This window comes from Phenylobacterium sp., from assembly GCF_016793225.1.
Classification (GTDB): Bacteria; Pseudomonadota; Alphaproteobacteria; order Caulobacterales; family Caulobacteraceae; genus Phenylobacterium.
This window is the reverse complement of the sequence record NZ_JAEUMN010000192.1, coordinates 1-24,767: the sequence shown is the minus strand read 5'-3', so window position 1 is coordinate 24,767 and position 24,767 is coordinate 1. Positions and strand designations below refer to the sequence as shown.

22 protein-coding genes and 1 pseudogene are annotated in these 24,767 nt (G+C 71.8%); 6 read left to right on the top strand and 17 right to left on the bottom strand.

Annotated features, from left to right (window positions below; genetic code table 11):
* Positions 1 to 3 precede the first annotated feature (3 nt).
* The 7 genes from JNK30_RS22560 to JNK30_RS22530 all read right to left on the bottom strand — a co-directional run bounded on the left by JNK30_RS22560 (position 4) and on the right by JNK30_RS22530 (position 7,092).
* Complete coding sequence (locus tag JNK30_RS22560) at positions 4 to 1,092, bottom strand: hypothetical protein (RefSeq protein WP_293485969.1); 1,089 nt, start codon at positions 1,090 to 1,092, stop codon at positions 4 to 6.
* Between the two features lie 109 nt (positions 1,093 to 1,201).
* Entirely contained in the window at positions 1,202 to 2,437 is a 1,236-nt protein-coding gene (locus tag JNK30_RS22555; protein WP_293485967.1) for an MFS transporter, read from the bottom strand.
* 44 nt (positions 2,438 to 2,481) lie between these two features.
* Positions 2,482 to 3,657, bottom strand: coding sequence for a zinc-dependent alcohol dehydrogenase (locus JNK30_RS22550; protein WP_293485965.1), 1,176 nt, complete (start codon positions 3,655 to 3,657; stop codon positions 2,482 to 2,484).
* A 13-nt stretch (positions 3,658 to 3,670) separates the two neighbouring features.
* On the bottom strand, positions 3,671 to 4,240 hold the full coding sequence (locus JNK30_RS22545; RefSeq protein ID WP_293485963.1) for a hypothetical protein: 570 nt from the start codon (positions 4,238 to 4,240) through the stop codon (positions 3,671 to 3,673).
* A gap of 157 nt (positions 4,241 to 4,397) precedes the next feature.
* Entirely contained in the window at positions 4,398 to 5,009 is a 612-nt protein-coding gene (locus JNK30_RS22540) for a DUF4142 domain-containing protein (protein ID WP_293485961.1), read from the bottom strand.
* A gap of 39 nt (positions 5,010 to 5,048) precedes the next feature.
* On the bottom strand, positions 5,049 to 6,011 hold the full coding sequence (locus JNK30_RS22535; RefSeq protein ID WP_293485959.1) for a pepsin/retropepsin-like aspartic protease family protein: 963 nt from the start codon (positions 6,009 to 6,011) through the stop codon (positions 5,049 to 5,051).
* Positions 6,012 to 6,024: 13 nt separating this feature from the next.
* Positions 6,025 to 7,092 (bottom strand): beta-N-acetylglucosaminidase domain-containing protein, encoded by a 1,068-nt coding sequence (locus tag JNK30_RS22530; RefSeq protein ID WP_293485957.1) that lies wholly within the window; start codon positions 7,090 to 7,092, stop codon positions 6,025 to 6,027.
* Positions 7,093 to 7,173: 81 nt separating this feature from the next.
* On the opposite strand from JNK30_RS22530, the gene JNK30_RS22525 reads away from it, so the two are divergent.
* Positions 7,174 to 8,331 (top strand): saccharopine dehydrogenase NADP-binding domain-containing protein, encoded by a 1,158-nt coding sequence (locus JNK30_RS22525; protein WP_293485955.1) that lies wholly within the window; start codon positions 7,174 to 7,176, stop codon positions 8,329 to 8,331.
* On the opposite strand, the gene JNK30_RS22520 is transcribed toward JNK30_RS22525, so the two are convergent.
* From JNK30_RS22520 to sfsA, 8 genes are all read right to left on the bottom strand, one after another.
* Positions 8,328 to 9,803 carry an MFS transporter gene (locus JNK30_RS22520; protein WP_293485953.1) on the bottom strand — a complete coding sequence of 492 codons (1,476 nt, stop codon included), beginning with the start codon at positions 9,801 to 9,803 and terminating at the stop codon, positions 8,328 to 8,330. The two genes, JNK30_RS22525 and JNK30_RS22520, sit on opposite strands and share 4 nt — an antisense overlap.
* 122 nt (positions 9,804 to 9,925) lie before the next feature.
* Positions 9,926 to 10,672, bottom strand: a complete 747-nt coding sequence (gene radC, locus JNK30_RS22515; protein ID WP_293485951.1) for a DNA repair protein RadC — start codon at positions 10,670 to 10,672, stop codon at positions 9,926 to 9,928.
* Between the two features lie 210 nt (positions 10,673 to 10,882).
* On the bottom strand, positions 10,883 to 14,482 hold the full coding sequence (locus tag JNK30_RS22510; RefSeq protein WP_293485949.1) for a M1 family aminopeptidase: 3,600 nt from the start codon (positions 14,480 to 14,482) through the stop codon (positions 10,883 to 10,885).
* Between the two features lie 14 nt (positions 14,483 to 14,496).
* On the bottom strand, positions 14,497 to 15,378 hold the full coding sequence (locus JNK30_RS22505; protein WP_293485947.1) for an ABC transporter ATP-binding protein: 882 nt from the start codon (positions 15,376 to 15,378) through the stop codon (positions 14,497 to 14,499).
* 105 nt (positions 15,379 to 15,483) lie between these two features.
* Entirely contained in the window at positions 15,484 to 17,130 is a 1,647-nt protein-coding gene (locus JNK30_RS22500) for a hypothetical protein (protein WP_293485945.1), read from the bottom strand.
* A 56-nt stretch (positions 17,131 to 17,186) separates the two neighbouring features.
* Complete coding sequence (gene map / locus JNK30_RS22495; RefSeq protein WP_293485943.1) at positions 17,187 to 18,005, bottom strand: type I methionyl aminopeptidase; 819 nt, start codon at positions 18,003 to 18,005, stop codon at positions 17,187 to 17,189.
* Between the two features lie 105 nt (positions 18,006 to 18,110).
* Complete coding sequence (locus JNK30_RS22490) at positions 18,111 to 19,463, bottom strand: MATE family efflux transporter (RefSeq protein WP_293485941.1); 1,353 nt, start codon at positions 19,461 to 19,463, stop codon at positions 18,111 to 18,113.
* A 279-nt stretch (positions 19,464 to 19,742) separates the two neighbouring features.
* The gene (gene sfsA, locus JNK30_RS22485; RefSeq protein WP_293485939.1) at positions 19,743 to 20,450 is read right to left on the bottom strand and encodes a DNA/RNA nuclease SfsA; all 708 of its coding nucleotides are present in this window, start codon (positions 20,448 to 20,450) and stop codon (positions 19,743 to 19,745) included.
* Between the two features lie 48 nt (positions 20,451 to 20,498).
* Between sfsA and JNK30_RS22480 the strand changes: the two genes are divergently transcribed.
* From JNK30_RS22480 to JNK30_RS22460, 5 genes are all read left to right on the top strand, one after another.
* Positions 20,499 to 21,266 carry a competence/damage-inducible protein A gene (locus JNK30_RS22480; RefSeq protein WP_293485937.1) on the top strand — a complete coding sequence of 256 codons (768 nt, stop codon included), beginning with the start codon at positions 20,499 to 20,501 and terminating at the stop codon, positions 21,264 to 21,266.
* A gap of 60 nt (positions 21,267 to 21,326) precedes the next feature.
* Positions 21,327 to 21,584: a hypothetical protein gene (locus tag JNK30_RS22475; RefSeq protein WP_293485936.1), complete on the top strand. Its 258-nt coding sequence runs from the start codon at positions 21,327 to 21,329 to the stop codon at positions 21,582 to 21,584.
* Positions 21,585 to 21,699: 115 nt separating this feature from the next.
* Positions 21,700 to 22,401: a ParA family protein gene (locus tag JNK30_RS22470; RefSeq protein WP_293485934.1), complete on the top strand. Its 702-nt coding sequence runs from the start codon at positions 21,700 to 21,702 to the stop codon at positions 22,399 to 22,401.
* Between the two features lie 82 nt (positions 22,402 to 22,483).
* Positions 22,484 to 23,263 carry an SDR family oxidoreductase gene (locus tag JNK30_RS22465; protein WP_293485932.1) on the top strand — a complete coding sequence of 260 codons (780 nt, stop codon included), beginning with the start codon at positions 22,484 to 22,486 and terminating at the stop codon, positions 23,261 to 23,263.
* A gap of 56 nt (positions 23,264 to 23,319) precedes the next feature.
* Positions 23,320 to 24,156, top strand: a complete 837-nt coding sequence (locus tag JNK30_RS22460; protein ID WP_293485930.1) for an enoyl-CoA hydratase/isomerase family protein — start codon at positions 23,320 to 23,322, stop codon at positions 24,154 to 24,156.
* A 109-nt stretch (positions 24,157 to 24,265) separates the two neighbouring features.
* Here JNK30_RS22460 and JNK30_RS22455 read toward each other — a convergent pair whose 3' ends face one another.
* Both JNK30_RS22455 and purU read right to left on the bottom strand, forming a co-directional pair.
* Positions 24,266 to 24,652, bottom strand: a complete 387-nt coding sequence (locus JNK30_RS22455; protein ID WP_293485929.1) for a hypothetical protein — start codon at positions 24,650 to 24,652, stop codon at positions 24,266 to 24,268.
* A pseudogene (purU, locus tag JNK30_RS22450) lies at positions 24,652 to 24,767 on the bottom strand (formyltetrahydrofolate deformylase); the annotation flags it as partial. The pseudogene purU and the gene JNK30_RS22455, both read right to left, overlap by 1 nt.

Genomic DNA, 24,767 nt, shown 5'->3' with positions numbered 1-24,767 from the left:
GCGTCAGTCGCCGCCTTCCTCCTTCACCTCGCCGCGGTTGCCTTCCATTTCCCGGCCCTTGCGCTCCTCTTCCCGGGCGCCCGCCAGGATGCCGGGCAGCGCGTAGTTCCCCTCGGCGCAGGCGTACTCATAGATCTGGTCCTTGCTGAGGTTCCAGGCCACCTCGCCCTCCACCGGCTCGGTGAAGGTCGCCGGGTCGGTGACGCGGAACTGGTAGAGGAGCTGGGTCGGTGAGATGCGGGTGAAGCGCTCGGTCACGCGCATGTCGGCCGTGGCGCCCCGGAAGGTCTGGTCGGGGCGGAAGTTGGCGGTCTCGACCACCAGCGTCTCGCCCTCCCAGCGTGCGACGCTATCGCCCATCCACTTGCGGATCGACGCCGGCTCGTGGCGGTCGTTCAGCCGGAAGACCCGCACGTCGTGCACCATCTCGATCTGCACGGCGACCTGGTCCGGCGACTGCGCGATGGCGTAGTGGTTGTTGTAGAGCACCGGCAGCATCGGAGGGCCGGACGTGGAGCCGAACCCCACGAGGCAGCGCTCGCCCAGCGGGCGGCGCTCGGGGCCGTCGAAGTTGCCCACCTGCGCGTTGCCGAACTGCGCCCGCTGGCGGGCGAGCGCCTCCGGTCGCATGGGCAGCCGGCCGGACGCGGGCGACACCAGGATCGACGAGCGGGCCTCGGCGCCGACGCGCATCACCCGCGTGCCGGGATCGACCCAGAAGTTGTTGTACCCGCAGTTCACGCCCGAGAAGCCGCGGCCGCACTCGTGCGGCAGGTCCTCGGTGCGCAGCTTGGGGTCGGTCGGCGCGGCGCCGGCGGCGTTCAGCTGGGCGTTGGCGCTCTCGGCGGCCTTCACCTCGGCGTCGGTCAGCACCAGCCGCTGGCCCAGCGCGGCGTCCCGCTCCAGGCGCGTGATCGTGGCGGGCGACCACACGCCGGCCAGGTCGGGCTGGCCCCAGGCGTTGCGCGGCGCCTTGTAGCCCTTGGCGTACGCGGCCGGGTCGGAAAGGGCGGCATGAGACGCCTCGGGGATGACGAGGGGCGCCGCCGCGATCGCGGCGGCCAGGGCGGCGAGCGCCAGGCGGCGGGTCATGGGCTTCCTCCTATGGGTCCCGCGACGCCCGAGCGGGCCGCGGAACAAACCGGATCTTCGAGTCCGTCGCGGGCAGCATAGGCCCTTGGCCGCGTCTTGCGGAAGGGGATCAGCCGGGATGGCCGCCGTGCCGCCGCAGCGCCTCGGCCGCCCGCCAGCCCAGCCAGGCCGCCGGCAGCATGAACAGCCCCGCCGCGACCACCGGCGCCCAGGGGCCCACGATGGAGAACAGCGCGCCGCCCAGAACCGGGCCGACCACCCGTGACGCGGCGCCGGAGGCGCTGCCCGCACCCAGGACGGCGCCCTGGCGGTCGGGATGCGTGGACCGCGAGACCAGGGTCGTGGTGGCCGGCTGCCAGACGGAGTGCCCGACGACCGAGGCGGTCAGCGCAAGGGCCGCCATCCAGCCCACGGGCGAGGCGGCCATGGCCAGCATGCAGACCGATGCGAAGGCCAGTCCGCCTGCGATGGTCGCGCCCGCGCCCCAGCGGCGCACCAGCATCCCCGACAGCACGGCCTGGGTGACCGCGGCGGCGACGCCCGTTCCCGCCATGACGAGCCCCACCTGGCGCGGCCCCCATCCGAACCGCGCTTCGGTCCAGAGTCCCAGCACCGACCACATGGACGACGAGGCGAAGAAGCCCAGGAAGATGGTGGCGAACGCCCGGCGCAGCACCGGATGGCGCCACGCCTCGCCCATGGCCTCGAAGGGGTTGCCGCGCGGCCCAGCGCTGGTCTGCGGATGCCGGCTCTCGCGCACGAACGCGATCACCCCGATCGTGGCCGCCACGCAGAGGGCCGCGGCCACGATCAGGGGCGGCTGGAAGCCGGTGGGGCCGAGGCTGGGCTGGGCCATCAGCCCTCCCAGGGCCGGTCCCACCACGAAGCCCACGTTGAACGCCGAGCCCACCAGCCCCAGCCGGTGCGGGAGGGCGGCGGCGGGCGAGACGTCGACGATGTAGCCCTGGATCACCGACATGTTGCCGGAGAAGAAGCCCGCCAGCGCGCGGACGAGGATGGCGATCCAGATCGTCGGCGAGAAGGCGAGCGCCAGGTAGCCCAGCCCCGAGGCGACGATGGTGATCAAGAGCACGGGCCGGCGGCCGATCCGGTCGGACAGGCGGCCGAAGAAGAGCTCGCCGCCGAACTGGCCCGCCGAATAGACGGCGAACAGCAGCGTCACCTGCCAGGGTTCGGCGTCGAACGCCGTGGCGAAGAACGGCAGGAGCGGGATCACCACGCCGAACCCGATCAGGCTCAGGATGACCGTGAGCAGCAGGACGGGCACCGCCGCCGCGGAGGGCGGCGGCGGAACCGGGGTCGGGCCGGGACGGGGCGGGCTCACCCCCAGGGCTTACCCGGCGTTGCGCCGGACCTCCACCCCGCGCGTCAAGGCTTCAGCACCACCTTGATGCAACCGTCCTTCTTGTCGTTGAACAGGCCGTACATTTCGGGCGCGCGGCCCAGCGGTTCGGTGTGCGTCACGACGAAGGTCGGGTCGATCTCGCCGGAGTCGATGCGCTGCAGGAGATCGTCCGTCCAGCGCTTCACGTGCGTCTGGCCGGTGCGGATGGTGAGCCCCTTGTTCATCAGCGCGCCCATCGGGATCATGTTCGACATCCCGCCGTAGACGCCCGGGATCGAGACCGTGCCGGCCGACTTGCAGGCCATGATCGCCTCGCGCAGGGCCACCGGCCGCTCGGTCTCGAGCTTCAGCGCCACCTGCACGCGGTCGATCATCTGCAGGACCGGCGTGGGCCCGTGCGCCTCGATGCCGACGGCGTCGATGCACTTCTCCGGTCCGTGGCCGCCGGTCATCTCCTTCAGCGCGGCGATCACGTTCACCTGGCTGCGGTCGAGGATCTCGGCGCCGAGGCGCTGGGCGACGGCCAGGCGCTCGGGCACGTCGTCGATGGCGATCACGCGGCGGGCCCCCTGCACGATCGCCGACTGGATCGTGAACAGGCCGACGGGCCCGCAGCCCCACACCGCCACCGTGTCCGAGGGCTGGATGTCGGCGAACTTCGCCGCCTGCCAGCCGGTGGGCAGGATGTCGGAGAGGAACAGGTACTTCTCGTCCTCGCCGGTGTGGGGGACCTTGACGACCGTGCTCGCCGCATAGGGCACGCGCATGTACTCGGCCTGGCCGCCGGCGTAGCCCCCGGTGATGTGCGAATAGCCGAACAGCCCCGCCGTCGTGTCGCCGAAGAAGGCCTTGGCGAGGTGGGCGTTGCGGTTGGTGACCTGGCAGACCGAGAAGTTGCCCGCCAGGCACTGCTCGCACTCGCCGCAGATCATCTGGAACGGCACGACCACGCGGTCGCCGACGTTCAGGCCGCCCGCGCGCGCCTCGGGGCCGACCTCGACCACCTCGCCCATGGGCTCGTGGCCCAGCACGTCGCCCAGGCACATGGTCGGGACCAGGCCGTTGCGCAGGTGCAGGTCCGACCCGCAGATGCAGGTGGAGGTGACCCGGATGATGGCGTCCTTCGGGTCTTCGATGATGGGGTCGGGCACGACCTCGCAGCGGAGATCCTTCTTGCCCTGCCAGCAGATGGCTTTCATGCGTGGTCTCCGGTCAGACGCAGTTGCGCTTGACGGTGCTCATGCGCACCGCCGCGAAGAGATCGAGCGCCGTGACCGCGAGCACGACGCCGAGGGCGACGCGGGCGTTGCCGCGCTTGGGATTCTCGGGTCCGCACAGGCGGCTCAGCACGGCGATGTCGAAGGCGTCGCCGGCGACCCGCGCCCACAGCACCGAGGCGCGCGTGGGATCTGAGGCGAGGGTGACGCCGGTGGCCATCTCCCGCGCGCCGAACGCCAGCCGGGTGATCTCGGGCGAGTTCGTCAGGCCCAGGAAGCTGTTGACGCTGCCCGGCGCGAACAGGCCCCAGAGGCCCAGGCCGATCGCGTTCTGGCCCAGCATGAAGGACACCTGCGGCGCGACGGCGGGCCGGGCGCGCACGCGGTCGGCGAAGAAGTGCGCCTGGCCGCCCCCCGGCAGCGGCGCGGCCGCGCCGTGCAGCGGCGCGGCGGCCGCCTGGTCGAAGGTCCAGGACCGCGGCTCGGTGGCGAGGGCTTCCGGGGCGGCCGACTTCCTGCGGCGTTTCGGGGCGGCGGCGTCGAGCTCAGGGTCGGCGATGGACACGGGCGGGCTCCAGGGTGGCTGTGGGCTGTCCCAGCGAGACCCGCGAGCGGGGGTCTTCGTTCCACGGGCCTGACAAAGTGATGGGGCGCGCGCCGACACGAAAACGCCCGCCGGGCGGGCGCTCGGCGGGCGTCGGGTCCGTAAGCGAGGACCGGCGTCAGGTCGCGCCGCCGGCCTGCTGCAGCTGCTTCACGCGGTCGAGGTGCTGCTGGATCTTGGGAACGGCCTTCCCGGCCATGTCCTTGAGCCCGGCGTTGTCGCCGCGCTCGGCGTAGCCCCGCATGAGGTCGAGCGCCTCGCTGTGGGCCGCCTCCTGCTGGCTGAGGTAGACGCGATCGAAGTCGGCGGCCGAGGCCGCGTTCAGGTTGTCGATCATGCCCTTGCGGCGCTCGTCGAGGCCGGTCGGCGGCGTCTGGTTGGCCGCGGTGGCCAGCGGCTTTATCTGGTTCATCATGGCCGTGTGGTCGGTGGCCATCATCTGGCCGAACGCCTTCACGTCCGCCGAGCGGGCCTTCTGCTGGGCGATCCGCCCGGCCTGGACCTCGTACATGTCGCTGATCGCGGCGTTGGTGACGAACGATTCCGTGGTCATGGGGCCCATGGTGTTGGCCGCCACGGCGCCCACGGCGGCGCTGGTCGCATCCTGCGCGGCGTTGACGGTCTCGTTCGTGGTGCCCGCGTCGGTGGAGGCCGGCGGGTTGTCGGTCTTCTGGCACGCGGCCAGCGCAAGCGCGGCCGCTGCGGCCGCGAATAGGGTCGGGGTCTTCATCAAGCTCTCCCTGGATCAAATGTGGGCGAGCAACCCGGCTCAGCGGGCGTTTGTTCCGGACACGACGCTGAGGGCCGGGGTCTGCAGCACGAGCCGCCGCCGTCCCAGGTCGACGGCCATGCCGAAGCGGCGCAGGAGCCGCAGGCCGATCAGGCCCGAGGGGGCCGGCGCATGGGCGGCGGGCGAATAGATCTGCACGTCGATGTCGCGCAGCGTCACCGGGCCCAATCGCACCCGGCGCGCCGTGACCAGGCGATCGACGCTCAGGCCGCCGAGGCCCACCGAGTGCGCCTGGGAGACCTGGCGGCCGGGCGCCAGGAGGCCCGCCTGCGCGGCCGCCGCCTCCGACAGGGCGATCCAGCCGCTGGCGCCGGTGTCCACCAGCAGGTCCAGCGGCGCGGCGTCCTCGATCGCGACGGGCACCGTGGGCGCGCCGCTGCGCGGGGTCAGCGGCAGGATCATCGCCTCCGCCGGCGTCGCGGCCCGGTCCGCCGCCACGAGGCGCACCCGGTCGCGCGTGAAATCCGCCTCGAGCACGACGCGGGACAGCACGTCGCGTCCGATCAGGAGCTGGAAGTCGCGGCCGGTCGCCGCCGAGATGGCGGCCAGGTCGAGGGCGGCCGCCCGCACGCGGTCGATGGCGAAGCCGGGCAGCCTCAGATCCAGCCGCACGGTGTGGGCGAGCGAGGGACGTCCGCTGACGCCGTAGGCCAGCACCGGCGCCGCCAGCGGGCGCTCGAGCCCGGCGCGCTCGGCGAAGGCGGCGTCCACGGCCGTGAACTCCGCGCCGGTGTCGACGATGGCGCGCAGGCGCCGGCCGTTCACCACCGCCGGGACCTCGATCAGCCCCTGGCGCGGGATCGGCAGCCAGGGTGTGGCGCGGCCATCGGCGAACCTGGGTTCCAGCGGTGGCCAGGGGAGGCGGTCGCGCACCAGGAAGAGGGCCGCGCCGCCCGCGGCCAGGAGCCCTGCGCGCGTGAGAAGCGTGCGCCGGGTGGTCACCCGTCCCGGCCCGTCATTGGGTCTGCAGCTCCTCGGTCCCGATGCGCCAGTGGCCGTCGAGCCAGGCCAGGACCTCGCGCGCGGCCGGATGGTCGAAGGCGGCGAAGCGCTTCCGCAGGTTGCCGTGCCGCTCGTCGCCGAGCCGGTCCAGCCCGGTGTCGTCGAGCAGCAGGATCGTGCGCTCCAGGGCGTCCGCCAGCTCGGGGCCGCAGACCTCCACCGCGGCGCGGCGGAAGGCGGCGAGGTACTCGTAGTCCTCGCCCCGGGCGTAGCTCTCGGCCAGCGTCAACGCGGGGATGCGCGACAGCACCGCCTGAGAGGCGGTGTTCACCCCATGCGCGGCGATGTGGGGCCCGATCGCGGCGGGCCGCCCCGTGAAGGCGCGCAGGTGCAGGTGCTGGCTCATGCGCGGGCCGTCGTTGACGGGATAGTTGTCCCAGAGGAACGGCTTGCGTCGGAACTGCTCGGTCACGCGCGCCAGGTGGCCGGGCGAGAACTCCTTGGCGCACACCTCCTCGCCGGTCCACATCAGCTGGATGGCGGGGTCCAGGCCGCGGCCGAGATCCTCGAGGTAGTTGTCGGGCCGGCGGCCGAAGACGCGGTCCAGGATGGGATCGTCCGTGTAGTAGCTGGGGCAGACGATCAGGCGGCCGGCGCGGCTCCGCTCGGCGATCCAGTGGGCGATCTCGACCTGGCGCTCGGCGAGGTCGGCCTGGTCGCCCTTCATGTCGTCGAAGAACACCCCCAGGTCGGCGAGGCCCAGGCTGTCCAGCTGCTCCAGCTTGGCGGCGAGCGCGGCCTTGGACGCTTCGTCGAAGTCCATGAACAGCTCGTACGGCGACAGGCCGACGCCGAAGCGGACGCCGGCCGCGCGGCAGGCGTCCGCGAAGCCCCCCAGGGCCGCAAGCTCGGCCTCGGGATAGGGTTCGCGCCAGCGCCGGCGGAGGTAGCCGTCGATCTTCGGCGCATAGATGTAGAAGCCGTAGCCGGCCGGCTGCAGCGCGCGGACCATCCCGGCGCGCTCGTCCCAGGTGTAGGGCCGCCCGAAGAAGCCCTCGATGATGCCGAGTTCCGGAGTCATGGTCCCTGATTAGCCGACGGCGGTTGCGATAACGATGTAAATTCGTAAGGTCGCCGTCCGCATGTCGCCGGAGGAACGCCCATGAACCCCAACGCCCAATTCGACCTGATCGTCTATGGCGCCACCGGCTACACCGGCCGCCTGGTGGCCGAGCACCTGGCGAAGCGCTACGGCGTCGGCGGCGAGGTGACGTGGGCCATGGCCGGCCGCTCGGCCGACAAGCTCGCGGCGGTGCGCGACGAGATCGGCGCGCCGAAGGGGACGCCGCTGATCGTGGCCGACGCCTCGGACCCGGCGTCGCTGGCCGCCATGGTGGCGCGCGCGAAGGCGGTGATCACCACCGTCGGCCCCTATCAGCTCTACGGCAACGAGCTCGTGGCCGCCTGCGTGGCGGCCGGAACCGACTGCCTGGACCTGTCGGGCGAACCCAACTGGATGCGGGCCATGATCGACAAGCACGACGCCGCGGCGAAGGCGTCGGGCGCGCGGATCGTGCACTCGTGCGGCTTCGACTCCATCCCGTTCGAGGCCGGCGTCTGGTTCTGCCAGGAGACCGCGAAGGCGAAGCTGGGGCACGCCGTCCCGCGCGTGAAGGCCCGCATCCGCGGCATGAAGGGCGGCCTGTCCGGCGGCACCGCGGCCAGCGGCGCGGCCACCATGGCGGCGATCCAGAAGGATCCGTCGCTGCTGGCGATCATGATGAGCCCGTTCGGCCTGACGCCGGGCTTCGAGGGACCGCCGCAGCCTCCCGGCCAGACGCCGGAGGAGGACCCGGACGTCGGCCCCGTCTCGCCGTTCATGATGGCGGTGATCAACAGCAAGAACGTCCACCGTTCGAACCTGCTGATGGGCCACCCCTACGGCCGGGACTTCGTCTACGACGAGATGGCCATGGGGGCGCCGGGCTCGGGCGGCCCCGGCTTCACCGACCTGGGCTCGATCCCGGGCGGCCCGCCGAAGCCGGGCGAGGGGCCCACGAAGGAGGAGCGCGAGACGGGCTTCTACGACATCCTGTTCATCGGCATCGACCGCGACGGCCGCCAGGTGCGCGTGGCGGTGAAGGGCGACATGGACCCCGGCTACGGCTCCACGTCCAAGATGCTGGCCGAGACCGCGATCGCTCTGGTGCGCGCCCCCGACGTGCCCGGCGGCGTGCTCACCCCGGCCGCGGCGCTCCAGGGCCGGCTGGTCGAGCGGCTGGAGGCGAACGCAGGCCTGAGCTTCGTGGTGGAGGGCTAGCCTCCGCCGCCGCTGCGGGCCTGCGCCAGCTTGCGCAGGTTCTCCTCGTGGTCGTCGCGGCTCAGCTTGTAGGTGGTCATCACCGCGATCATCGCCAGCCAGATCGCGAGGATCGTCGGGACGTAGAGCGCGCCGAACCGCCACAGCGTCTCGTCCGACACCTGGTCCGGGGACGCGCCGGCCGGGAAGCCCGCGAAGGTGAGCACGAAGCCCGCGGCGATCACGCCCACGCCCTGCACCGCCTTGCGGATGAAGGTGGACGCCGCGAAGAACAGGCCCTCCGAGCGGCGGCCGGTCCGCAGCTCGGCCTGCTCCACCAGGTCGGCCAGCATGGACGACGACAGGATCTGGAAGCAGATGATCAGGCCGGTGTCGATCATGGTGGTCGCCACCACGATGGGGAAGTTGAAGCCGGGGTCGTCCGGCAGCACGCCGATGAGCTTCAGGGTCACCGGCAGCGGGTTTCCGAGGAAGGCGACCAGCCCGATGATGATCGCGCCCCGCTTCTTGCCCAGGGTGCGGGTGATGTAGGGCGCCATCACCGAGCCGATGATCGCCGAGCCGAAGACGCTGATCGTCACCCAGCCGATCTGCTGCGGATCGAACCGCCAGAAGTAGATGCTGAAATAGAAGGCCAGCGCCGCCGACAGGCCCGTCGCCACGGCGCCCAGCAGGGCGGCGAAGAACAGCGAGACGAACGAGCGGTTCACCAGGGTCTCGATGATCTCGCGGAACACCGTGCTCAGCGTCATGCTGCGCTTGGGCGGCGGCGGCTTCAGGTGCCGGATGCGGGCATGGGTGCCGCCGGCCGAGACGATGATCGCCAGAAAGATCAGGGCCGAGGCGATGATCCCGTAGAGCTCGTAGGCCTCGCGGTTGAACCGGCCGTCGGGGATGGTCGCCGTCACGAACATGGGGAACAGCGCCATGAACATGAGCACCGACATCACGTTGCCGCCGGTCCAGCCGAAGTAGAACCGGAAGCTCAGCAGTGAGCTGCGCTGGTCGTAGTCGTCGGTCAGCTCGGGCGCGAGCGCGGAACTGGGCGTCTCGTAGAAGGTGATGAACGTGCGGATCAGCACGGCCATGACCAGCAGGTAGACGAACAGCGCCTGGTCGGACCAGCCCTGCGGCGGGTTCCACATCAGGAAGTAGGTCGCCGCCACGGGGATGGCCGAGGCGTACATGAAGGGGTGCCGGCGGCCGAACCGGGAATGGAAATTGTCGGACCAGTAGCCGACGATCGGATCGCTGAGCGCGTCGAGGACCAGCGCCGTGGTGATCGCCAGGCCCACCAGCCGCGCGTCGACCCCGATCACCTGGCTGTAGAACAGCAGCAGGAAGTAGTTGAAGCCGTTGTCCTTGACCCCATAGGCCACCGAGCCGAAGCCATAGGCGAGCTTGGTCCAGATCGTAGGCGGACCGGGTTGCGCGCCTGAAGCCGCCTGAGCGCGGCCAACAGCTTCCGTCATGCTTCCTGCCCTTATGGTCGCTCCCGCTGGCGGCGGGTTGGCGCGCATAGTCCGGGCGGCCGGCGGACTTGTAAACCGGTTGCTCAAATTCCGCGGCGCGCCGAGCCGGCGCGGGCAAGGCGCTACATCAGGCCCAGCGCCTTGAGGCTGGCGACCCCGTCGCGCCCGACGACGAGGTGGTCGTGCACGGAGATGCGCATCGGCCGCGCCGCGTCCACGATCTGGCGGGTCATCTCGACATCGGGCGACGAGGGCGTCGGATCGCCGCTGGGGTGGTTGTGGACCAGGATGATCGCGCTGGCCGACAGTTCCAGCGCGCGGCGCACCACCTCGCGGGGGTAGACCGGCGCGTGGTCGACCGTGCCGCGGTTCATGACCTCGTCGGCGATCAGCTGGTTCTTCTTGTCGAGGAAGAGCACCCGGAACTGCTCGCGGGCCTCGTGGGCCATCGCCGTCTTCACGTAGGCGAGCAGGGCGGTCCAGGACGAGATCACGGTGCGGCGCGCCACCTGCTCGCGGGCGGTCCGCAGGCCCGCCTCGTGCAGCAGCTTCAGGTCCAGCGCCAGCGCCTCGCCGACGCCGCGGACGGTGCGCAGCTCCTCGGCCGTCGCGCCCAGCACGCCGCCCAGCGACCCGAAGCGGGCGAGAAGCTGCTTGGCCAGCGGCTTGACGTCGCCGCGGGGGATGGAGCGGAACAGGAAGAGCTCAAGCACCTCGTAGTCGGGCAGCGCCGCCAGCCCGCCGGCCTCCGCCCGCTCGCGCAGCCGCTCACGATGGCCGGCGTAGTGCGGCTTCGGCTCGGACGTGGGCCGCCCGCGCCAGAGGTCGGGCTGGGCGGCGGCGTCTTCGACAGCGAACGGTCGGGCCATGGCGCCGCCAGTTGTTCCGCAAACGTTCCAGCTTGGCAAGCCCCCGTTCGGGGGAGGACGACGCACCCGCGCCGCCGCATCCTCATGATCGGGCGAGGGGTGCGGGGCATGAAGCTGACCACGGTGTTCTCGGTGATGGCCGTCGCCCTCGCGATGGTCCTGGTGATCGCCGCCGCCTAGCGGGGCGCCGGCCGGCGCCGTGCCGCCGCCTCAGCGCATGGTCACCCGGATCGCGTTGTCGTCCGAGGCGCGGTCGATCTGCTTGTTGTAGGGATCCACGCCGGCGAACTTCGGCGGCTTGTCCACCGTGACCGTGATCGTCTGCACGCCCGTGCGCAGGCCCACCGGGCGGAAGGCCAGCACGTCCTTGCGCCCGAAGCCGGGCTGGCCGGGCTCGGCCGTGAAGACGCCCAGGTCGAATACCTCGTCCTTGGCGAGCGCCACGGCGGTCTCCTTGCCGGCGCCGTCCGCGTAGAGCTTCTTGGCCTCGACCGTCAGGGTCACGTCGTAGCGGCCGTCGGGGCGGCGGCGCGCCTCGGCGGTGCGGGTCTTCAGGTCGTAGAGGGTGATCTTCTCGAAGAGGTCGGTGATCAGCTGCTGGGCGGCCGGGTCCGCGCCCGCCTCGGCCCGCAGCGCGTCGATCAGGTCCTGCGAGCGGGGGTAGGGGGCGCCCTTGAAGGCGTACTGGCGCAGCAGCCGGCGCAGCGCCGCGTTGACCTTCGCCTCGCCCATCCGGTCGCGCAGCAGGTACATGACCAGCGAGCCCTTGCGGTAGTGGATATAGGGCTGGTTCTCGACGCGGTTGAGCGGCAGCTCCTCGACCAGCTCGCCGCCGCGCGCGCTGAGGTAGCGGTCCAGCTCGTACTTCAGGAACTTGCGGATCCCGTCGGCGCCGTAGGTCTTCTCCATGACGATCAGCGCCGAGTACTGGGCCAGCGTCTCGGAGAGGCTCGTGGCGCCCTGCATGTCGGCGCCGATGATCTGGTGCGCCCACCACTGGTGGGCCAGCTCGTGGGCCGTGACGTAGGTGACGTAGTCGATCTTGTCGGGCTTGGTGGTGTCGGCCACGAACCCGATCGTCTCGGAGTAGGGCATGGTGTTGGCGAACGCCTGGGCGAAGCGGGCGTAGCCGGGGAACTCCAGGATCCGCGCCTGGCGGAACTGGTAGGGGCTGAAGTTGGCCTGGAAGTAGTCGAGGCCCGTGCGCAGCGACGCCAGCATCTTGTCGACGTTCCAGGGGTGCTGGGCGTCGTAGTAGATCGCCAGTTCCACGCCCTTGTAGGTCTCGCGCCTGATCTCGTAGCGCGCCGACTGCACCGAGAAGAAGTTCAGCACCGGCGCGTCGGTGCGGTAGCGGATGGTCCGGCGGCCCTGGCGGGTGTCGTCCGAGATGCGGTAGCCGGGCGCGACGGGGGTCTGGTCGGCGTCGGTGGTGATGCGGATGTCGGCGTTCACCCAGTCGGCGTCGGCGATGTAGTTGCGCCGGGTCGCCGACAGGTCCTCCAGCTTCGCCGGGCGCAGCTCGGGGACCAGGCCGTACTTCTTGCGCTTGGTGCGGTCCTGCAGCAGGCGGCCGCGGTCCATCCCCACCACGGGCCCGAACTCGTAGTTGTTGACGAAGGTCCCGTTCTCCACGACCCGCGTCATGTTCCCCGAGTTCCTGAAGCCGGTCTGGCCCATCGCCGTCTGGAACGACAGCACCGTGCGCTCGCCGGGCTGCAGCGGCCGGTCGAAGGTGAAGACGCGGTAGTTGTAGCGGTCGTACGTCCGGACCTTCGAGGCTCCGTTGACGCTCATCTGCAGGGCCTTGGTCTCGCGGTCGAGCCGCGCGTGCAGCTCGCGCACCGGCGCGCCCGTGTCGTTGATCAGGTGGTAGACGCCCTCGACGATCAGCTTCGGCGCGCGGGGGTAAATCTCGACCTCCAGCTGGACGTCGGTGACCGACGGCTGCGGCAGGGTCTCGTACTTCAGGAACGCCTTCTCGTAGTCGGCCAGCCATTCCTCGTCGCTGATCCGCGTACGGTACTCGTTCTGGATGTTGGTGTTGTGGAAGATGAAGCCGCCGAGGCCGACGAAGGCCACGAGCGCGCCGCCCGCGACCACCCCTGCGCCGCCGCGGAGGCGCCGCGGGAGCTGGCGCAGGCGGGTCGACAGCCGGGCCTCGCGGCCGCGCGGCCACAGGGCGTAGGCCAGCGCCACGAGGAGCACCGCGAACGCCGTCCAGTAGGCGCGGAACCAGGCCGCGATGGCGGCGAAGTCGCCCTGGCCGTTCATGTCCGACAGCGGCTCGCCGTTGAAGCCGGGATACGCGGGCCTGCCGCCGTAGAGGTAGAGCGCGTGGTCGAGGCCCAGCCTGGGCAGCACCAGCCGGCCCACCAGGATCAGGATCAGGACGCCCCAGCCGGCGAACTTGTTCGGCGACAGCGCCTGGACGACCACGGCCAGCACCGCCAGCAGCGACCAGTCGATCGTGCTGGGGATCACGTACCAGAACAGGTAGCGGTCAGGATGGATCTGGGTGAAGCCCTGGCCCAGCTGCACCAGCATCCCGGTCAGCGCCGCGACGCTCATCATCGACAGCATGACGAGGCAGATCGCCACCACCTTGGGGATCAGCAGCGCCCAGTCGGGCAGGGCGCTGGCGTCGATCAACTCCTGGGTGCGGCGTTCGCGGTCGCGCCACACGAGCTCGCCGGCGTAGTAGATCGCCACCACCCAGACCAGGATCACGAAGCTGCCCTGCAGCACCTCGATGACCCAGCGCGTCACGGGGTAGAGCGCCGCCCCGTCCAGCTCGCCGCGCCCCAGGAGGTTGCCCAGGGCGTTGAACACGCCCAGCAGCAGCAGGACCAGGAATGCCGGGCTCTTGAACGTCTGGCTCACCTCGAACCGCATCTGCTCCCAGAACTGCACGGTCGCGGTGAAGGTGTTGAAGCGCGGCCGGGCCAGCGGGCGCTGCCCGGGCCGGGGCGCCGGCGCGGCCGCCTCGCGCCGCTCGGGCGCGCGCCGGCCGGGCCGGGCCTCGAACCGGTAGCCGAAGTAGGCGCCGGCCAGGGCCAGCGCGCCCAGCGCGCTCCAGGCCAGCCGGTTCCAGAGCAGCGCCCCGCCCAGCGGCGGGATCAGCGTGTTGGCGTCCGCCGCCGTGAAGTACCGCGTGACGAGCTGCAGGGCCGCCGCGCCGAACGGGTCGACCAGGGCCGCGGTCTCCAGCCTCTCGGGGTCGGAGAGGACCACGCTGGCGGTGAGGAAGACGGCCAGGAAGGCCACGGCCGCCACGTAGGTGGCCATCATCGAGCGCGTCACGGTGGCCGCGGCGAAGAACAGCGACGACACCAGGAAGATCGTGGGCAGCGCCACCCAGAAGTAGGCGTAGGCATAGGCCGCCGGCATGACCGGGCCCAGCTTGTCCGGGTCGATCCACCACATGAGCGAGCCCACGGCGTTGCCGAGCGGCACGGCCAGGAACAGCAGCAGGATCGCGCCGAAGGCGCCGGTGAAGCGGCCGAACAGGTAGTCGAACTTGCTCAGGCGCGAGGACCGGACGAGCGGCCCGAAGCCGGTCTCCTCGTCGCGGGTGACCACGTTCGCCACGAACGCTGTGGAGGCGAACATGAAGATCGTCGCCATGGTCGCCGTGGTGTAGGCGATGGCGACGGGCGCGTTCTTGTGGATGTTGCCGGGCGCCCCGATGTTCAGGTTGTCGGTCGCCACCGCGATGTACGGCATCAGGAAGAACACGACCGCGCTGATCCAGAAGATCGGCTGCCGAAGCTGGTAGCGCAGCTCGAAGGCCGCGATCTTGCCGAACATGCTGCGACCCGGTCCTAGGCGGCGAGGCGGCGCGAAGCGGCCAGGGTGGAGAAGTAGACGTCTTCCAGGCCGCCCTGCACGGCGGCGAAGCCGTCGCCGGGGTCGCCGTCGGCCAGGACGTGCACCACCAGGCGCCCGCCCGAGAGGCGGGTGGAGATCACGGCGTGACGGGCCTGCTCCGCGGCGAGGTCCTGCCGGTCGATGGTCTTGCGCCACACGCGGCCGTCGAGCTCGCGGATGAGGTCGGCCGGCGCGCCGTCCTTGAGGATCCGGCCACCCGCCAGCACCGCCATCTTCGGACAGAGGTCCGACACGTCGTCGACGATGTGGGTGGAGAGGATCACCACCACGTTCTCGCCGATCTCGGCCAGCAGGTTGAGGAAGCGGTTGCGCTCTTCGGGGTCGAGGCCGGCGGTGGGCTCGTCGACGATGATCAGGCTGGGCTGGCCGATCAGCGCCTGGGCGATGCCGAACCGCTGGCGCATGCCGCCGGAGTAGCCGGCCACGGCCTTCTTGCGCACCTCCCACAGGTTCACCTGCTGCAGCAGGGTCTCGACGGTGTCCTTGCGCTCGCCGCGGTCCGCGATCCCCTTGAGCACCGCCATGTGGTCGAGGAGCTCGACGGCCGAGACCCGGGGATAGACCCCGAAATCCTGCGGCAGGTAGCCGAGCGTGCGGCGGAGCGCCTCGGGGGTGGCGATGACGTCCACGTCCCCGAACTGGATCGCGCCGCTGGTGGGGGTCTGCAGCGTGGCGATGGTGCGCATCAGCGTCGACTTGCCGGCGCCGTTCGGGCCCAGCAGGCCGAACATGCCCTTGCCGATCTCCAGGTCGACTCCGTCGAGCGCGCGCGTCCCGTTCGGATAGACGTGCGTCAGGCCCTTGATGAGAAGCATAGGCTCACCTTCACCCCCGTCCCTTGCGTCCGAAGCTGCCCCCTGCGGACCGGGGGAGCAAGTGAGGGATGTGTAACGTTCCGCCGTCCGTTACGGCCTCGAGCCTCAGAGGATCTCCAGCGGCGCCTTCCAGGGATCGCCGCGGTAGGCCTTGCGGGCGGCGTCGCGGTGCGCGGCCGCGCCGGCGCGGTCGGCCTCGGCCAGGATGCGCAGCGCCAGGCCATCGTGCGGCCACTCCACCAGGCTCGCGCGGGCCTCGCGGGCGGCGTCGTCCAGGCGGCCGGCCTTCAGGTGCGCGGCGGCCAGGCTGCGCCGCACCGGGTACCACCACCGCGGCGGATCGAAGAATCGGATGACCGGATAGGCCTTCTCCTGGGCCGCCGCGGCCCGCTGGAAGTGGGGCGCGGCGGCGTCTGGGCGGCCGGCGGCCATTTCGGCCCGGCCCAGCAGAACCTGCTCGGCGATCTCGGCGATCTCCATCTCGCGGCCGTAGTCGTTGAGCGGCCCGGCCTTGGCCAGGGCGGCGATGGCGGCGGCCTCGCGGCGGATGGCGCGCACGTTGCGGCGGGCCGCGTAGGCCTCGCCGCGGGCATAGTGGCGGTAGATGGCCAGCACGCGGGGATCGTCCTTGCCGGCGGGGACCGCTAGCGCGCGCTCGGGGGCGTAGCGGGCCAGGGCGACCAGGCTGCGCGCCCGCGAGATGACCCGGCTGCGCTCGGGCGCGTCGGCCGGGAACGCCTTCTCCGCGTGGTCGGCGTACTTGAGCGCGAGCGCGTCGTCGCCCGCCATCAGGGCCCCGCCCAGGCCGAAGAGGTAGTTGTGAAGGTAGTAGCGCTGCGCCAGCGACCCCGAGGTCGGCAGCAGCGGCTGGGTCTCGACGTCCACCTTCAGCGCCCGTGCGTTGCGCAGCGCCACCTCGTCGTAGTCGCCCACGCGCATGAGGGTGTGGGTGCCCATGTGCACGAGGTGGCCCGAGCCGGGCGCCAGGTCGGCCAGGCGCTCGGCATAGGCCAGGGCCCTGGGTGCGCGCCCGGCGAACTCGGTGGCGTGGATGTAGTAGTGGATGGCCGCCGTATCGTCCGGCTTCTTCGCCAGGACCCCTTCGATCAGCGCGATGGCCGGCTCAACGCCCGCGTAGTTCTCCTGCCGCGCGGGGATCAGCATCGCGTGCGCCGCCAGGTTGGCGATCATGTCGTCGTCGGGCGCGGCCTTCAGGTACGGCTCCAGCGCCGCGGCGAAGGCCATCTCGCGGCCGCCCTTGGGCTCGGTCTCGGCGTAGCGGACCGTCAGGGCCTCGGCGAGGGCGCGGGCGCGGGCGTCCCCCGGCCGGGCGAGCCGCACCGCCCGCTGCGCCTCGGCCAGCGCCGCCGCCCGGTCCGCGGGCGTCATGCCGGTGTTCAGCGTGGCCCCCAGGGACAGCGCCACGCCCGAGGCGCACAGGCTGCAGGTCGGGTCCGCCGCCGCGGCGCGGGCGAACGCGGCCTTGGATTCGTCGTGGGCGAAGGCGTGGTACTGGTTCATCGCCTGGTTGAACCAGGCCTCGGCCTCGGGCGTGGCGCCGTCCACGGCGATGCGGGCGTTGCCGAAGCCCGCGCGCATCACGCCGGTCGCCGAGCCGCCGGCGGCGCCGGGCGTGTCCTCGGCCCCGCAGATGAACCCGATGCCCAGGACGGTCGGGTCCAGGTTCGCGCCGCCCAGGACGCTGGGCGTGGCGGCGATCATGGCGGCGCAGGCGGCGACGGCGAGCTTCATGGCGCAAGCGTCGCCCTATTGCGCGGCCCTGTCCAGAATCCGCGGGTCGGCGGCGGTCAGGCGCTCTGGATCGGCGGCCGGAACTGGCCCGTCGGCGAGGCGGTGAAGACCTCCACGCCGTCCTCGGTGACGCCGACCGAATGCTCGCACTGGGCCGAAAGCGACTTGTCGCGGGTCACCGCCGTCCAGCCGTCCGACAGCAGCTTCACCGGATGCTTGCCCAGGTTCACCATCGGCTCGATCGTGAAGAACATCCCGGGCCGCAGCAGCTCGCCCGTGCCCTTGTGGCCGAAGTGCAGGATGTTCGGGGCGTCGTGGAACACCCGGCCCAGGCCGTGGCCGCAGAAGTCGCGCACCACCGAGCAGCGCATCGATTCCACGTACGACTGGATGGCCGCGCCGATGTCGCCGGTGCGCGCGCCGGGCTTCACCGCCGCGAGGCCGCGTTCCAGCGCCTCGTAGGTGACGTCGACCAGCCGCTTGGCCCGCGGCGCCACCGCGCCCACGCCGTACATGCGGCTGGTGTCGCCGTGCCAGCCGTCGACGATGACCGTCACGTCGATGTTGGCGATGTCGCCTTCCCGCAGCGCCCGGTCGCCGGGGATGCCGTGGCAGACCACGTGGTTGGGGCTGATGCAGACGGTCTTGGTGTAGCCGCGGTAGCCCAGGCAGGCCGGCAGGGCGCCGTGGTCCAGGATGAACTCGCGCGCCAGGTCGTCGAGACGGCCGGTTGAAACCCCCGGCACGACGTAGGGCGTAAGCATGTCCAGGCACTCGGCCGCGAGCCGTCCGGCCTTGCGCATGCCTTCGAAGCCTTCGGGGCCGTGCAGCTTGATCTGGCCGGTGCGGTATTCCGCGTCGAGGGTGTCGGTCATGGGGTGCTCCGGCGCGCTATGTCGCGATCCTACCACGGAAAATCAACCGCCGATGAACGCCGCGGCCCGATGGCCGCCCGGGCGACGCCGCGGGATGACTCGGGCCTACACCTTCGCCGCCCGGGGCCCCCACGGGGTCATCGCCATGAAGACGACCGAGGCCGCGCCCGCCGTGACCATGCCCGCGGCCACGAGGGCGAAGAGCGTCCAGGCCGGCGCGTCGTGGGTCACCAGCAGCCATCCGCCGATGGCGATCACGATCAGGCGCAGGGTGCCCGCCAGCAGCGGTCCGCCGATCCGCCCCGCGCCCTGGGCCGAGAAGTAGAGCGCCAGGTTGAGCCCGAAGAAGAGGAAGGCCGGACCGGCGACCCGCAGATAGAGCTCGGCGGCGGCGGCGACGCCGGGATCGCGGGTGAAGATGCTGACCCAGAGCGCCGGGAACAGGGCGAGGAGCACGCCGATCACGCCGAGCCCGGCACCGCCCATGGCCCCGGCCGTCCACGCCACGCGCCGCGCCCGCGCGACCTGCCCCGCGCCGATGGCGATGCCCACCATGGGCAGGGACGCCACGCCCACCGAGAAGGCGATGGGCACCAGCAGGAACTCGAGCCGCGACCCGATGCCGTATCCGGCGAGGGTCTCGGTGCCGAACCGGGCGGCGATGGCGGTGAGGATCAGGATCGCGCCCACCGTCTGCAGCGGCGACAGCAGCGCGGGGCCGCCCACCCGCAGGATGTCGGCGAAGGCGTCGCGCCGGAGCGGCCCCAGCAGGGTCAGCTTCACCCGGGCGCGCGGGGTCTTCAGCAGCCAGAAGAAGGCCGCGGCGGACAGGACGCCGGTCAGCGCCTGGCCAAGACCCACGCCGATCAGGCCCAGCGCCGGGGCCGGGCCCCAGCCGAAGCAGAGCGAGCCGCCCACCAGCACCTGCAGTCCGGCGCCCGCGATCATCACCATCGAGGGCCGCGTCATGTCCCCCGACGCCCGCAGGACCGAGGCCAGGATGTTCACCAGCCAGACCGCGACGGCCACCGAGAACACGACGCCGGCGTAGGCGGTGGCCAGCTGCAGCGTCTCGCCCCGTCCGCCCAGCAGGTGGAACACCGGCGCCCCGAACACCGCCAGCCCGACCGTGAACACCGCGCCGAAGCCGAGGGCGATCACCGCGCCGTGCCGGGCGAGGTCCTCGGCCCGGGCCACGTCGCCCGCGCCGATCGCCCGCGCGATCGCCGAGGAGACTCCGCCGCCCATCGCGCCCCCGCTCATCATCCCCATGAGCATGATCAGCGGCAGCACCAGCGCCGCGGCCGCCAGCGGCTCGGGTCCCAGCGCCCCGATGTAGGCCGTCTCGGCGATCGACACCGCGGTGGTCGCCAGCATCCCGATCAGGTTCGGCGCCGCCATCCGCGCCAGCGTGCTGGCGACGGGGGCGGTGAGCAGCGGATGCGGATCGGTGGTCATGCGCCAAGCTAGACCGCTTGCCGTAACGTCCGCCCACGGGGGAGACCTGGGCAGGCGCTGAGGAGGTGGAGTCTCTGCGTCCTCTGCGGTCGACCGCGCCTTCGCCGCCGGCAGGCCACCGGACCCAGCCGTCATCCCGCGGCTTGGCCGCGGGACCCCTCCGTCCGCTTGCGGGGCGGGCGGGATGGGCGCCCGTGCGCGCCCGGCCCCTCGAAGTCCGCCGCCGGCATGGATCCCGCGGACGAGCCGCGGGATGACGGGGGAGACGGGCGACGCCCCCTAGGCGTCCCCGGTCCAGGGCACGCGGTCGGCCAGGGCGACGCCGCCGGGCGTGATGGCGCAGCGGTAGGCCAGTACCTCGACGCCGGCCGCGGCGGCTTCGGTCAGGCCTCGGGCGTAGGCGGGATCCAGGTCGTGGCAGGCGGCGAAGGCGTCGCAGTCGGTGCGCTGGACCACGAACAGCATCACCGCCCGCTCGCCGGCCGCCACCATGGCGGTCAGCTCGCGCAGGTGCTTGAGCGAGCGCGCCGCCACGCAGTCGGGAAATTCCGCCAGCGTCCCTTCGCGCCGCAGATGGCAGTTCTTCACCTCCAGCCAGCAGCGCGGCCGATCCGGGTGTTCCAGCAGGAAGTCGACGCGGGAGTTGGCGCCGTACCTGACCTCGCGCCGGTGCGTGGCATAGCCGGCCACCTCGGGGATCGCTTCGGCCGCAAGCGCCTCGGCGACGATGCGGTTGGGGTGCAGGGTGTTGATCCCCACGAGGCCGCCATCGGCCTCTACCAGTTCCAGGGTGTGGGCCAGCTTGCGCTTGGGGTCGTCCGACGTCGAGAGCCAGGCGCCGAGCCCGGGCGTGTTCAGCCCCAGCATCGCGCCGGGGTTGGGGCAATGGGCGGTGACCGGGGTCCCGTCCTCCAGGACCACGTCGGCGAAGAACCGCTTGTAGCGGCTGACCAGGGTCCCGCGGACGAGGGGCGAGGGAAAGTCCATGCGCCCTGGTGCTTGAACTCGCCCGGACGCTCAAGCCATATCGCGGCCATGGCTGAGACTCCTCCCGACCGCGTCACCTGCGCCGTTCTGATCATCGGCGACGAGATCCTGTCGGGGCGGACGCAGGACACCAACCTGCGCGACATCGCCCGCTACCTGAACGTCATCGGCGTCGACCTGGCCGAGGCGCGGACGGTGCCCGACGTGATGGAGGAGATCGTCGATGCGCTGAACGCGCTCCGGTCCCGCTACGACTACGTCATCACCACCGGCGGCATCGGGCCCACGCACGACGACATCACCGCCGACGCCGTGGCGCTGGCCTTCGGGGTGGAGCTCGAGGAGCACCCCGAGATCATCGAGATGATGACCCGCCGCTGGGGCCAGGAGCTGAACGCGGCGCGCCGGCGGATGGCGCGGGTGCCGGTGGGCGGCGACCTGGTGAAGAACCCGGTCCAGGGCCCGCCGGGCTTCACCATCGGCAACGTCTTCACCCTGGCCGGCGTGCCCACCATCATGCGCGGGATGCTCGAGGATGTGGGGCCGCGGATGCGCGGCGGCCGCCCGACGGTGTCGCGGACCGTGCGCGTCGAGGGCTCGGGCGAGGGCGTCATCGCCGCGCCCCTGGAGGCGGTCGCCAAGGCCCATCCGGACATGAGCCTGGGCAGCTATCCGTTCTTCGGACCCGACGGCTACGGGTCGAACCTGGTCGTGCGCAGCCGCGACGCCGAGGCGCTCTCGAGCGCGGTCGCGGAGCTCGTCGCCGCCCTGCGCGGCGCCGGCATCGACAACGTACGGGAGATCGATGTTGCCTGACCACCGCGCGGTGGTAAGCCTGAGGCTGCGGGCGAGGGCCCGCCTCCAGGAGTAAAGCCGATGATTTCCCTCGTTCTGGCGGCCGCCCTGTTCGCCGCCGCCGAGCCCGCGGCCCCCGCCGCGACGGCCGCCGCCCCGCCCACGAAGTCCGACAAGGCGAAGGACCCGAGCGCCCAGGTCTGCAAGCGCGAGGCCGTCCTCGGCAGCCGGATGAAGCAGCGCGTCTGCATGACCCAGGCCGAATGGGACCAGCGCCAGCGCGACGACCGGGAGATGCTCGACAAGGCCCAGAGCGCGAAGTCGTTCCAGGGCAACTGAGCCGCGGCCCGCGGCTCATCCACAGGCTGGCTCTTCCGCCTGTGGATAACATGTGCATGATGCGCGCCGGAGGGGGCGCGGCCGACGCTGCGCCGGCATAGCCGAGGGCGTACGCGTGAAGACGCTTGCCGTGATGTCCCGCAAGGGCGGGGCGGGAAAGACGACCGTCGCGGTCAACCTCACGCTCGCCGCGCGCGCCATGGGCGTGCGGGCCGTGCTCGCCGACGCCGACCCCCTGCGCAGCGCCCACGAGGTGCTGAAGGGCCGCGAGGAGGCCCCATCGCTGCTCTTCGAGACCAGCGCGTCCAAGCTGTTCGCCCTGACCGAGGCCTGCCGGCGCTCGGGCGTCGAGCTCCTGATCATCGACACCCCGGCGGCGCCCGAGGCCGACGTGGCCGAGGCGGTGAAGGTGGCCGACCTTTGCCTGGCGGTGGCGCGGCCGACCTACCTGGACCTGGCGGCGGCGGTGATGTCGGTGGCCGTGATCCAGCGCCTGGGCCGCGAGGGGCAGATCGTGCTGAACCAGTGTCCCCCGGCGCGGGCCGGCGTGGAGCCGCCCTCGGTGCTGAAGGCCTTCGAGGCGCTGCGCTTCGCCAACCTGCCGGTGGCCGCCATCGCCATGCGCTCGCGCATGATCTACCAGACCGCCTTCGCCCAGGGCCGCTCGGTGCTCGAGATCGACGCCGAGGGCTCGGCCGCCCGCGAGGTCCGCGCCCTGTTCGGGCAGGTGTGGAAGCGGATGAGCGGCGAGCGCCCCGCGCCCATGCGGACCGCGAACGACGACCTGGGCGCCGGCCTGCGCCTGCGGCCCGCCTGACGCATTCGCCCGACAGGGCCGCTTGACCGACGTCGCGGCGCCCGCGACTAGTCCTCCCCAAATCGCGGGAGGATCCTTCAAGATGACGTTCAAGCCCTTCGACCTGACCGGCAAGGTGGCGCTCGTCACCGGCGGCAACGGCGGCATCGGGCTCGGCATGGCCGAGGGCATGGCGCAGGCGGGGGCGAAGATCGCCGTCTGGGGTCAGAACCCCGACAAGAACGCCCAGGCCGAGGCGCGCCTGAAGGCGCACGGCGTCGAGGTGCTGGTTCAGAAGGTCGACGTCGCCGACGAGGCGTCGGTGGTGAAGGGCGTGGCCGAGGTGCTCGAGCGGTTCGGCCGCATCGACTTCTGCGCCGCGAACGCCGGCATCGGCGGCGGCGGGGCCTTTGAGGAGATGACCACCGAGCGCTGGCGCCGCGTCACGACCGTGAACCTGGACGCCGTGTTCTGGACCTTCCGCGAGACGGTGCGCCACATGGTGGAGCGGGCCAAGGCCGGCGATCCCGGCGGCTCCCTGGTGGTGACGTCCTCCACCTCGGCCATCCACGGCGCGCCGCGGAACGAGGCCTACGCCTCCACCAAGGGCGCGGTGCTGTCGATGGTGCGCGGACTGGCGGTGGAGTACGCCCGCTACGGCGTCCGGGCGAACTCGATCCTGCCCGGGTGGATCGCCACGGACATGACCGCCGCCTCGCAGAAGTGGGACAAGTTCAACGACAAGGTCATCGGCCGCGTGCCCATGCGCCGCTGGGGCGAATGGGAGGACTTCGCCGGCATCGCCGTTTACCTGGCCTCGGACGCCTCGAAGTTCCACACCGGCGACAGCTTCGTCATCGACGGCGGCTACACCATCTACTGAGAGATCCGTCGTCCCCCTTCCTCCGTCGAGGAGGAAGGCATCGAAAGGAGCCAGACTTGGCCGACCGCTACGCCCGCTACCAGCGGCTGAAGTTCGAGCGCCCGGCGCCCGGCGTGCTGCGCATCGTCATGAGCAATCCCGGCAAGCTGAACGCCGCGGACGAGGTGATGCACCGCGAGCTCGCCGAGATCTGGCGCGACGTGGACGCCGATCCCGACACCCGCTGCGCCATCCTGACGGGGGAGGGGACCGCCTTCTCCGCCGGAGGCGACTTCGGGATGATCGAGCAGATCGTCGAGGACTTCGAGGTCCGCGTCCGGGTGATGCGCGAGGCCCGCGACATCGTGCTCAACATCATCGACTGCCAGACGCCGGTGGTGAGCGCCATCCGCGGGCCGGCGGTGGGGGCGGGCCTGGTCTGCGGCCTGCTCGCGGACGTCTCCATCGCCACGCCGGACGCGCGGATCATCGACGGCCACACCCGCCTGGGCGTGGCGGCGGGCGACCACGCGGCCATCGTCTGGCCGCTGCTCTGCGGCATGGCCAAGGCCAAGTACTACCTGCTGACCTGCGACCCGCTGAACGGGGCCGAGGCCGAGCGGATCGGCCTCATCTCGCTGTGCGTGCCCGACGACCAGCTGGACGCCAAGGCCCTTGAGGTCGCCGCCAAGCTGGCGAACGGCGCCACCCGGGCGATCGCCTGGACCAAACATACGCTAAACCATTGGTTGCGTACGGCCGGTCCCACCTTCGACGCCTCCCTGGCCATGGAATTCCTGGGTTTCACCGGCCCCGAAGCCGCCGAGGGCCTCGCCTCCCACCGCGAGAAGCGCAAGCCGGACTTCCTTTCCTGCGCAGCGGGAGAGGGGGACCGCTCGCCGAGGCCGGCCTGAGCCGGCCGTAGAGCGGGTGGTGGAGAGGGCGAGCCTCATCCCGCGACGTCAACATCGGCGAGCCCGAGCGCATTGCACCGCTGGCTTTCCCTCAGTGGGAAGGGAAGGGTCAGCGGCTGCGGCGGGCCGCCTTGATCTCCGCCGCGTCGAGATGGCCGTCCGCGGTGGTGTCGAGCTCGCGGAACCGAACCTCGGCCCGGGCGGTCAGCTCGGCCCGTGACAGCGCCCCGTCGCCGTCGGCGTCGTTGCCCCGGAAGACGCGGTCGACGATCCCCTTCGCGCCCGGAAGGCGGGCCAGCGCCGGCAGCTCGCCCCGGGTGACCCGACCGTCGCCGTTCCTGTCGAACTTCATGGACTCGCCCACGAACCCGCTGCGGTACTCGGCGCGGGTGATCCGCCCGTCCCGGTCGCCGTCCAGCCCGGCCAGGCCCATGGGCTGGGCCGCCGCCGGCGTGGCGGCCAGGAGCGCAGCGGCGAGGGCCAGGGCGGCGCGCATCAGTCGGTGAACACCACGGTCTTGCGGCCGTTCGGCAGCACCCGGTCCTCCAGGAACCAGCGCACGGCGCGGGCCAGCACCCGGCGCTCGATGTCGCGCCCCTTGCGGATGAGGG

Excerpts from the sequence above, each read along its gene's own strand:
- JNK30_RS22560 (WP_293485969.1), bottom strand. The coding sequence starts at position 1,092 with ATGACCCGCCGCCTGGCGCTCGCCGCCCTGGCCGCCGCGATCGCGGCG.
- JNK30_RS22550 (WP_293485965.1), bottom strand. The coding sequence starts at position 3,657 with ATGAAAGCCATCTGCTGGCAGGGCAAGAAGGATCTCCGCTGCGAGGTC.
- JNK30_RS22540 (WP_293485961.1), bottom strand. The coding sequence starts at position 5,009 with ATGAAGACCCCGACCCTATTCGCGGCCGCAGCGGCCGCGCTTGCGCTG.
- JNK30_RS22530 (WP_293485957.1), bottom strand. The coding sequence starts at position 7,092 with ATGACTCCGGAACTCGGCATCATCGAGGGCTTCTTCGGGCGGCCCTAC.
- JNK30_RS22525 (WP_293485955.1), top strand. The coding sequence starts at position 7,174 with ATGAACCCCAACGCCCAATTCGACCTGATCGTCTATGGCGCCACCGGC.
- JNK30_RS22520 (WP_293485953.1), bottom strand. The coding sequence starts at position 9,803 with ATGACGGAAGCTGTTGGCCGCGCTCAGGCGGCTTCAGGCGCGCAACCC.
- radC (WP_293485951.1), bottom strand. The coding sequence starts at position 10,672 with ATGGCCCGACCGTTCGCTGTCGAAGACGCCGCCGCCCAGCCCGACCTC.
- JNK30_RS22510 (WP_293485949.1), bottom strand. The coding sequence starts at position 14,482 with ATGTTCGGCAAGATCGCGGCCTTCGAGCTGCGCTACCAGCTTCGGCAG.
- JNK30_RS22505 (WP_293485947.1), bottom strand. The coding sequence starts at position 15,378 with ATGCTTCTCATCAAGGGCCTGACGCACGTCTATCCGAACGGGACGCGC.
- JNK30_RS22500 (WP_293485945.1), bottom strand. The coding sequence starts at position 17,130 with ATGAAGCTCGCCGTCGCCGCCTGCGCCGCCATGATCGCCGCCACGCCC.
- map (WP_293485943.1), bottom strand. The coding sequence starts at position 18,005 with ATGACCGACACCCTCGACGCGGAATACCGCACCGGCCAGATCAAGCTG.
- JNK30_RS22490 (WP_293485941.1), bottom strand. The coding sequence starts at position 19,463 with ATGACCACCGATCCGCATCCGCTGCTCACCGCCCCCGTCGCCAGCACG.
- sfsA (WP_293485939.1), bottom strand. The coding sequence starts at position 20,450 with ATGGACTTTCCCTCGCCCCTCGTCCGCGGGACCCTGGTCAGCCGCTAC.
- JNK30_RS22480 (WP_293485937.1), top strand. The coding sequence starts at position 20,499 with ATGGCTGAGACTCCTCCCGACCGCGTCACCTGCGCCGTTCTGATCATC.
- JNK30_RS22475 (WP_293485936.1), top strand. The coding sequence starts at position 21,327 with ATGATTTCCCTCGTTCTGGCGGCCGCCCTGTTCGCCGCCGCCGAGCCC.
- JNK30_RS22465 (WP_293485932.1), top strand. The coding sequence starts at position 22,484 with ATGACGTTCAAGCCCTTCGACCTGACCGGCAAGGTGGCGCTCGTCACC.
- JNK30_RS22455 (WP_293485929.1), bottom strand. The coding sequence starts at position 24,652 with ATGCGCGCCGCCCTGGCCCTCGCCGCTGCGCTCCTGGCCGCCACGCCG.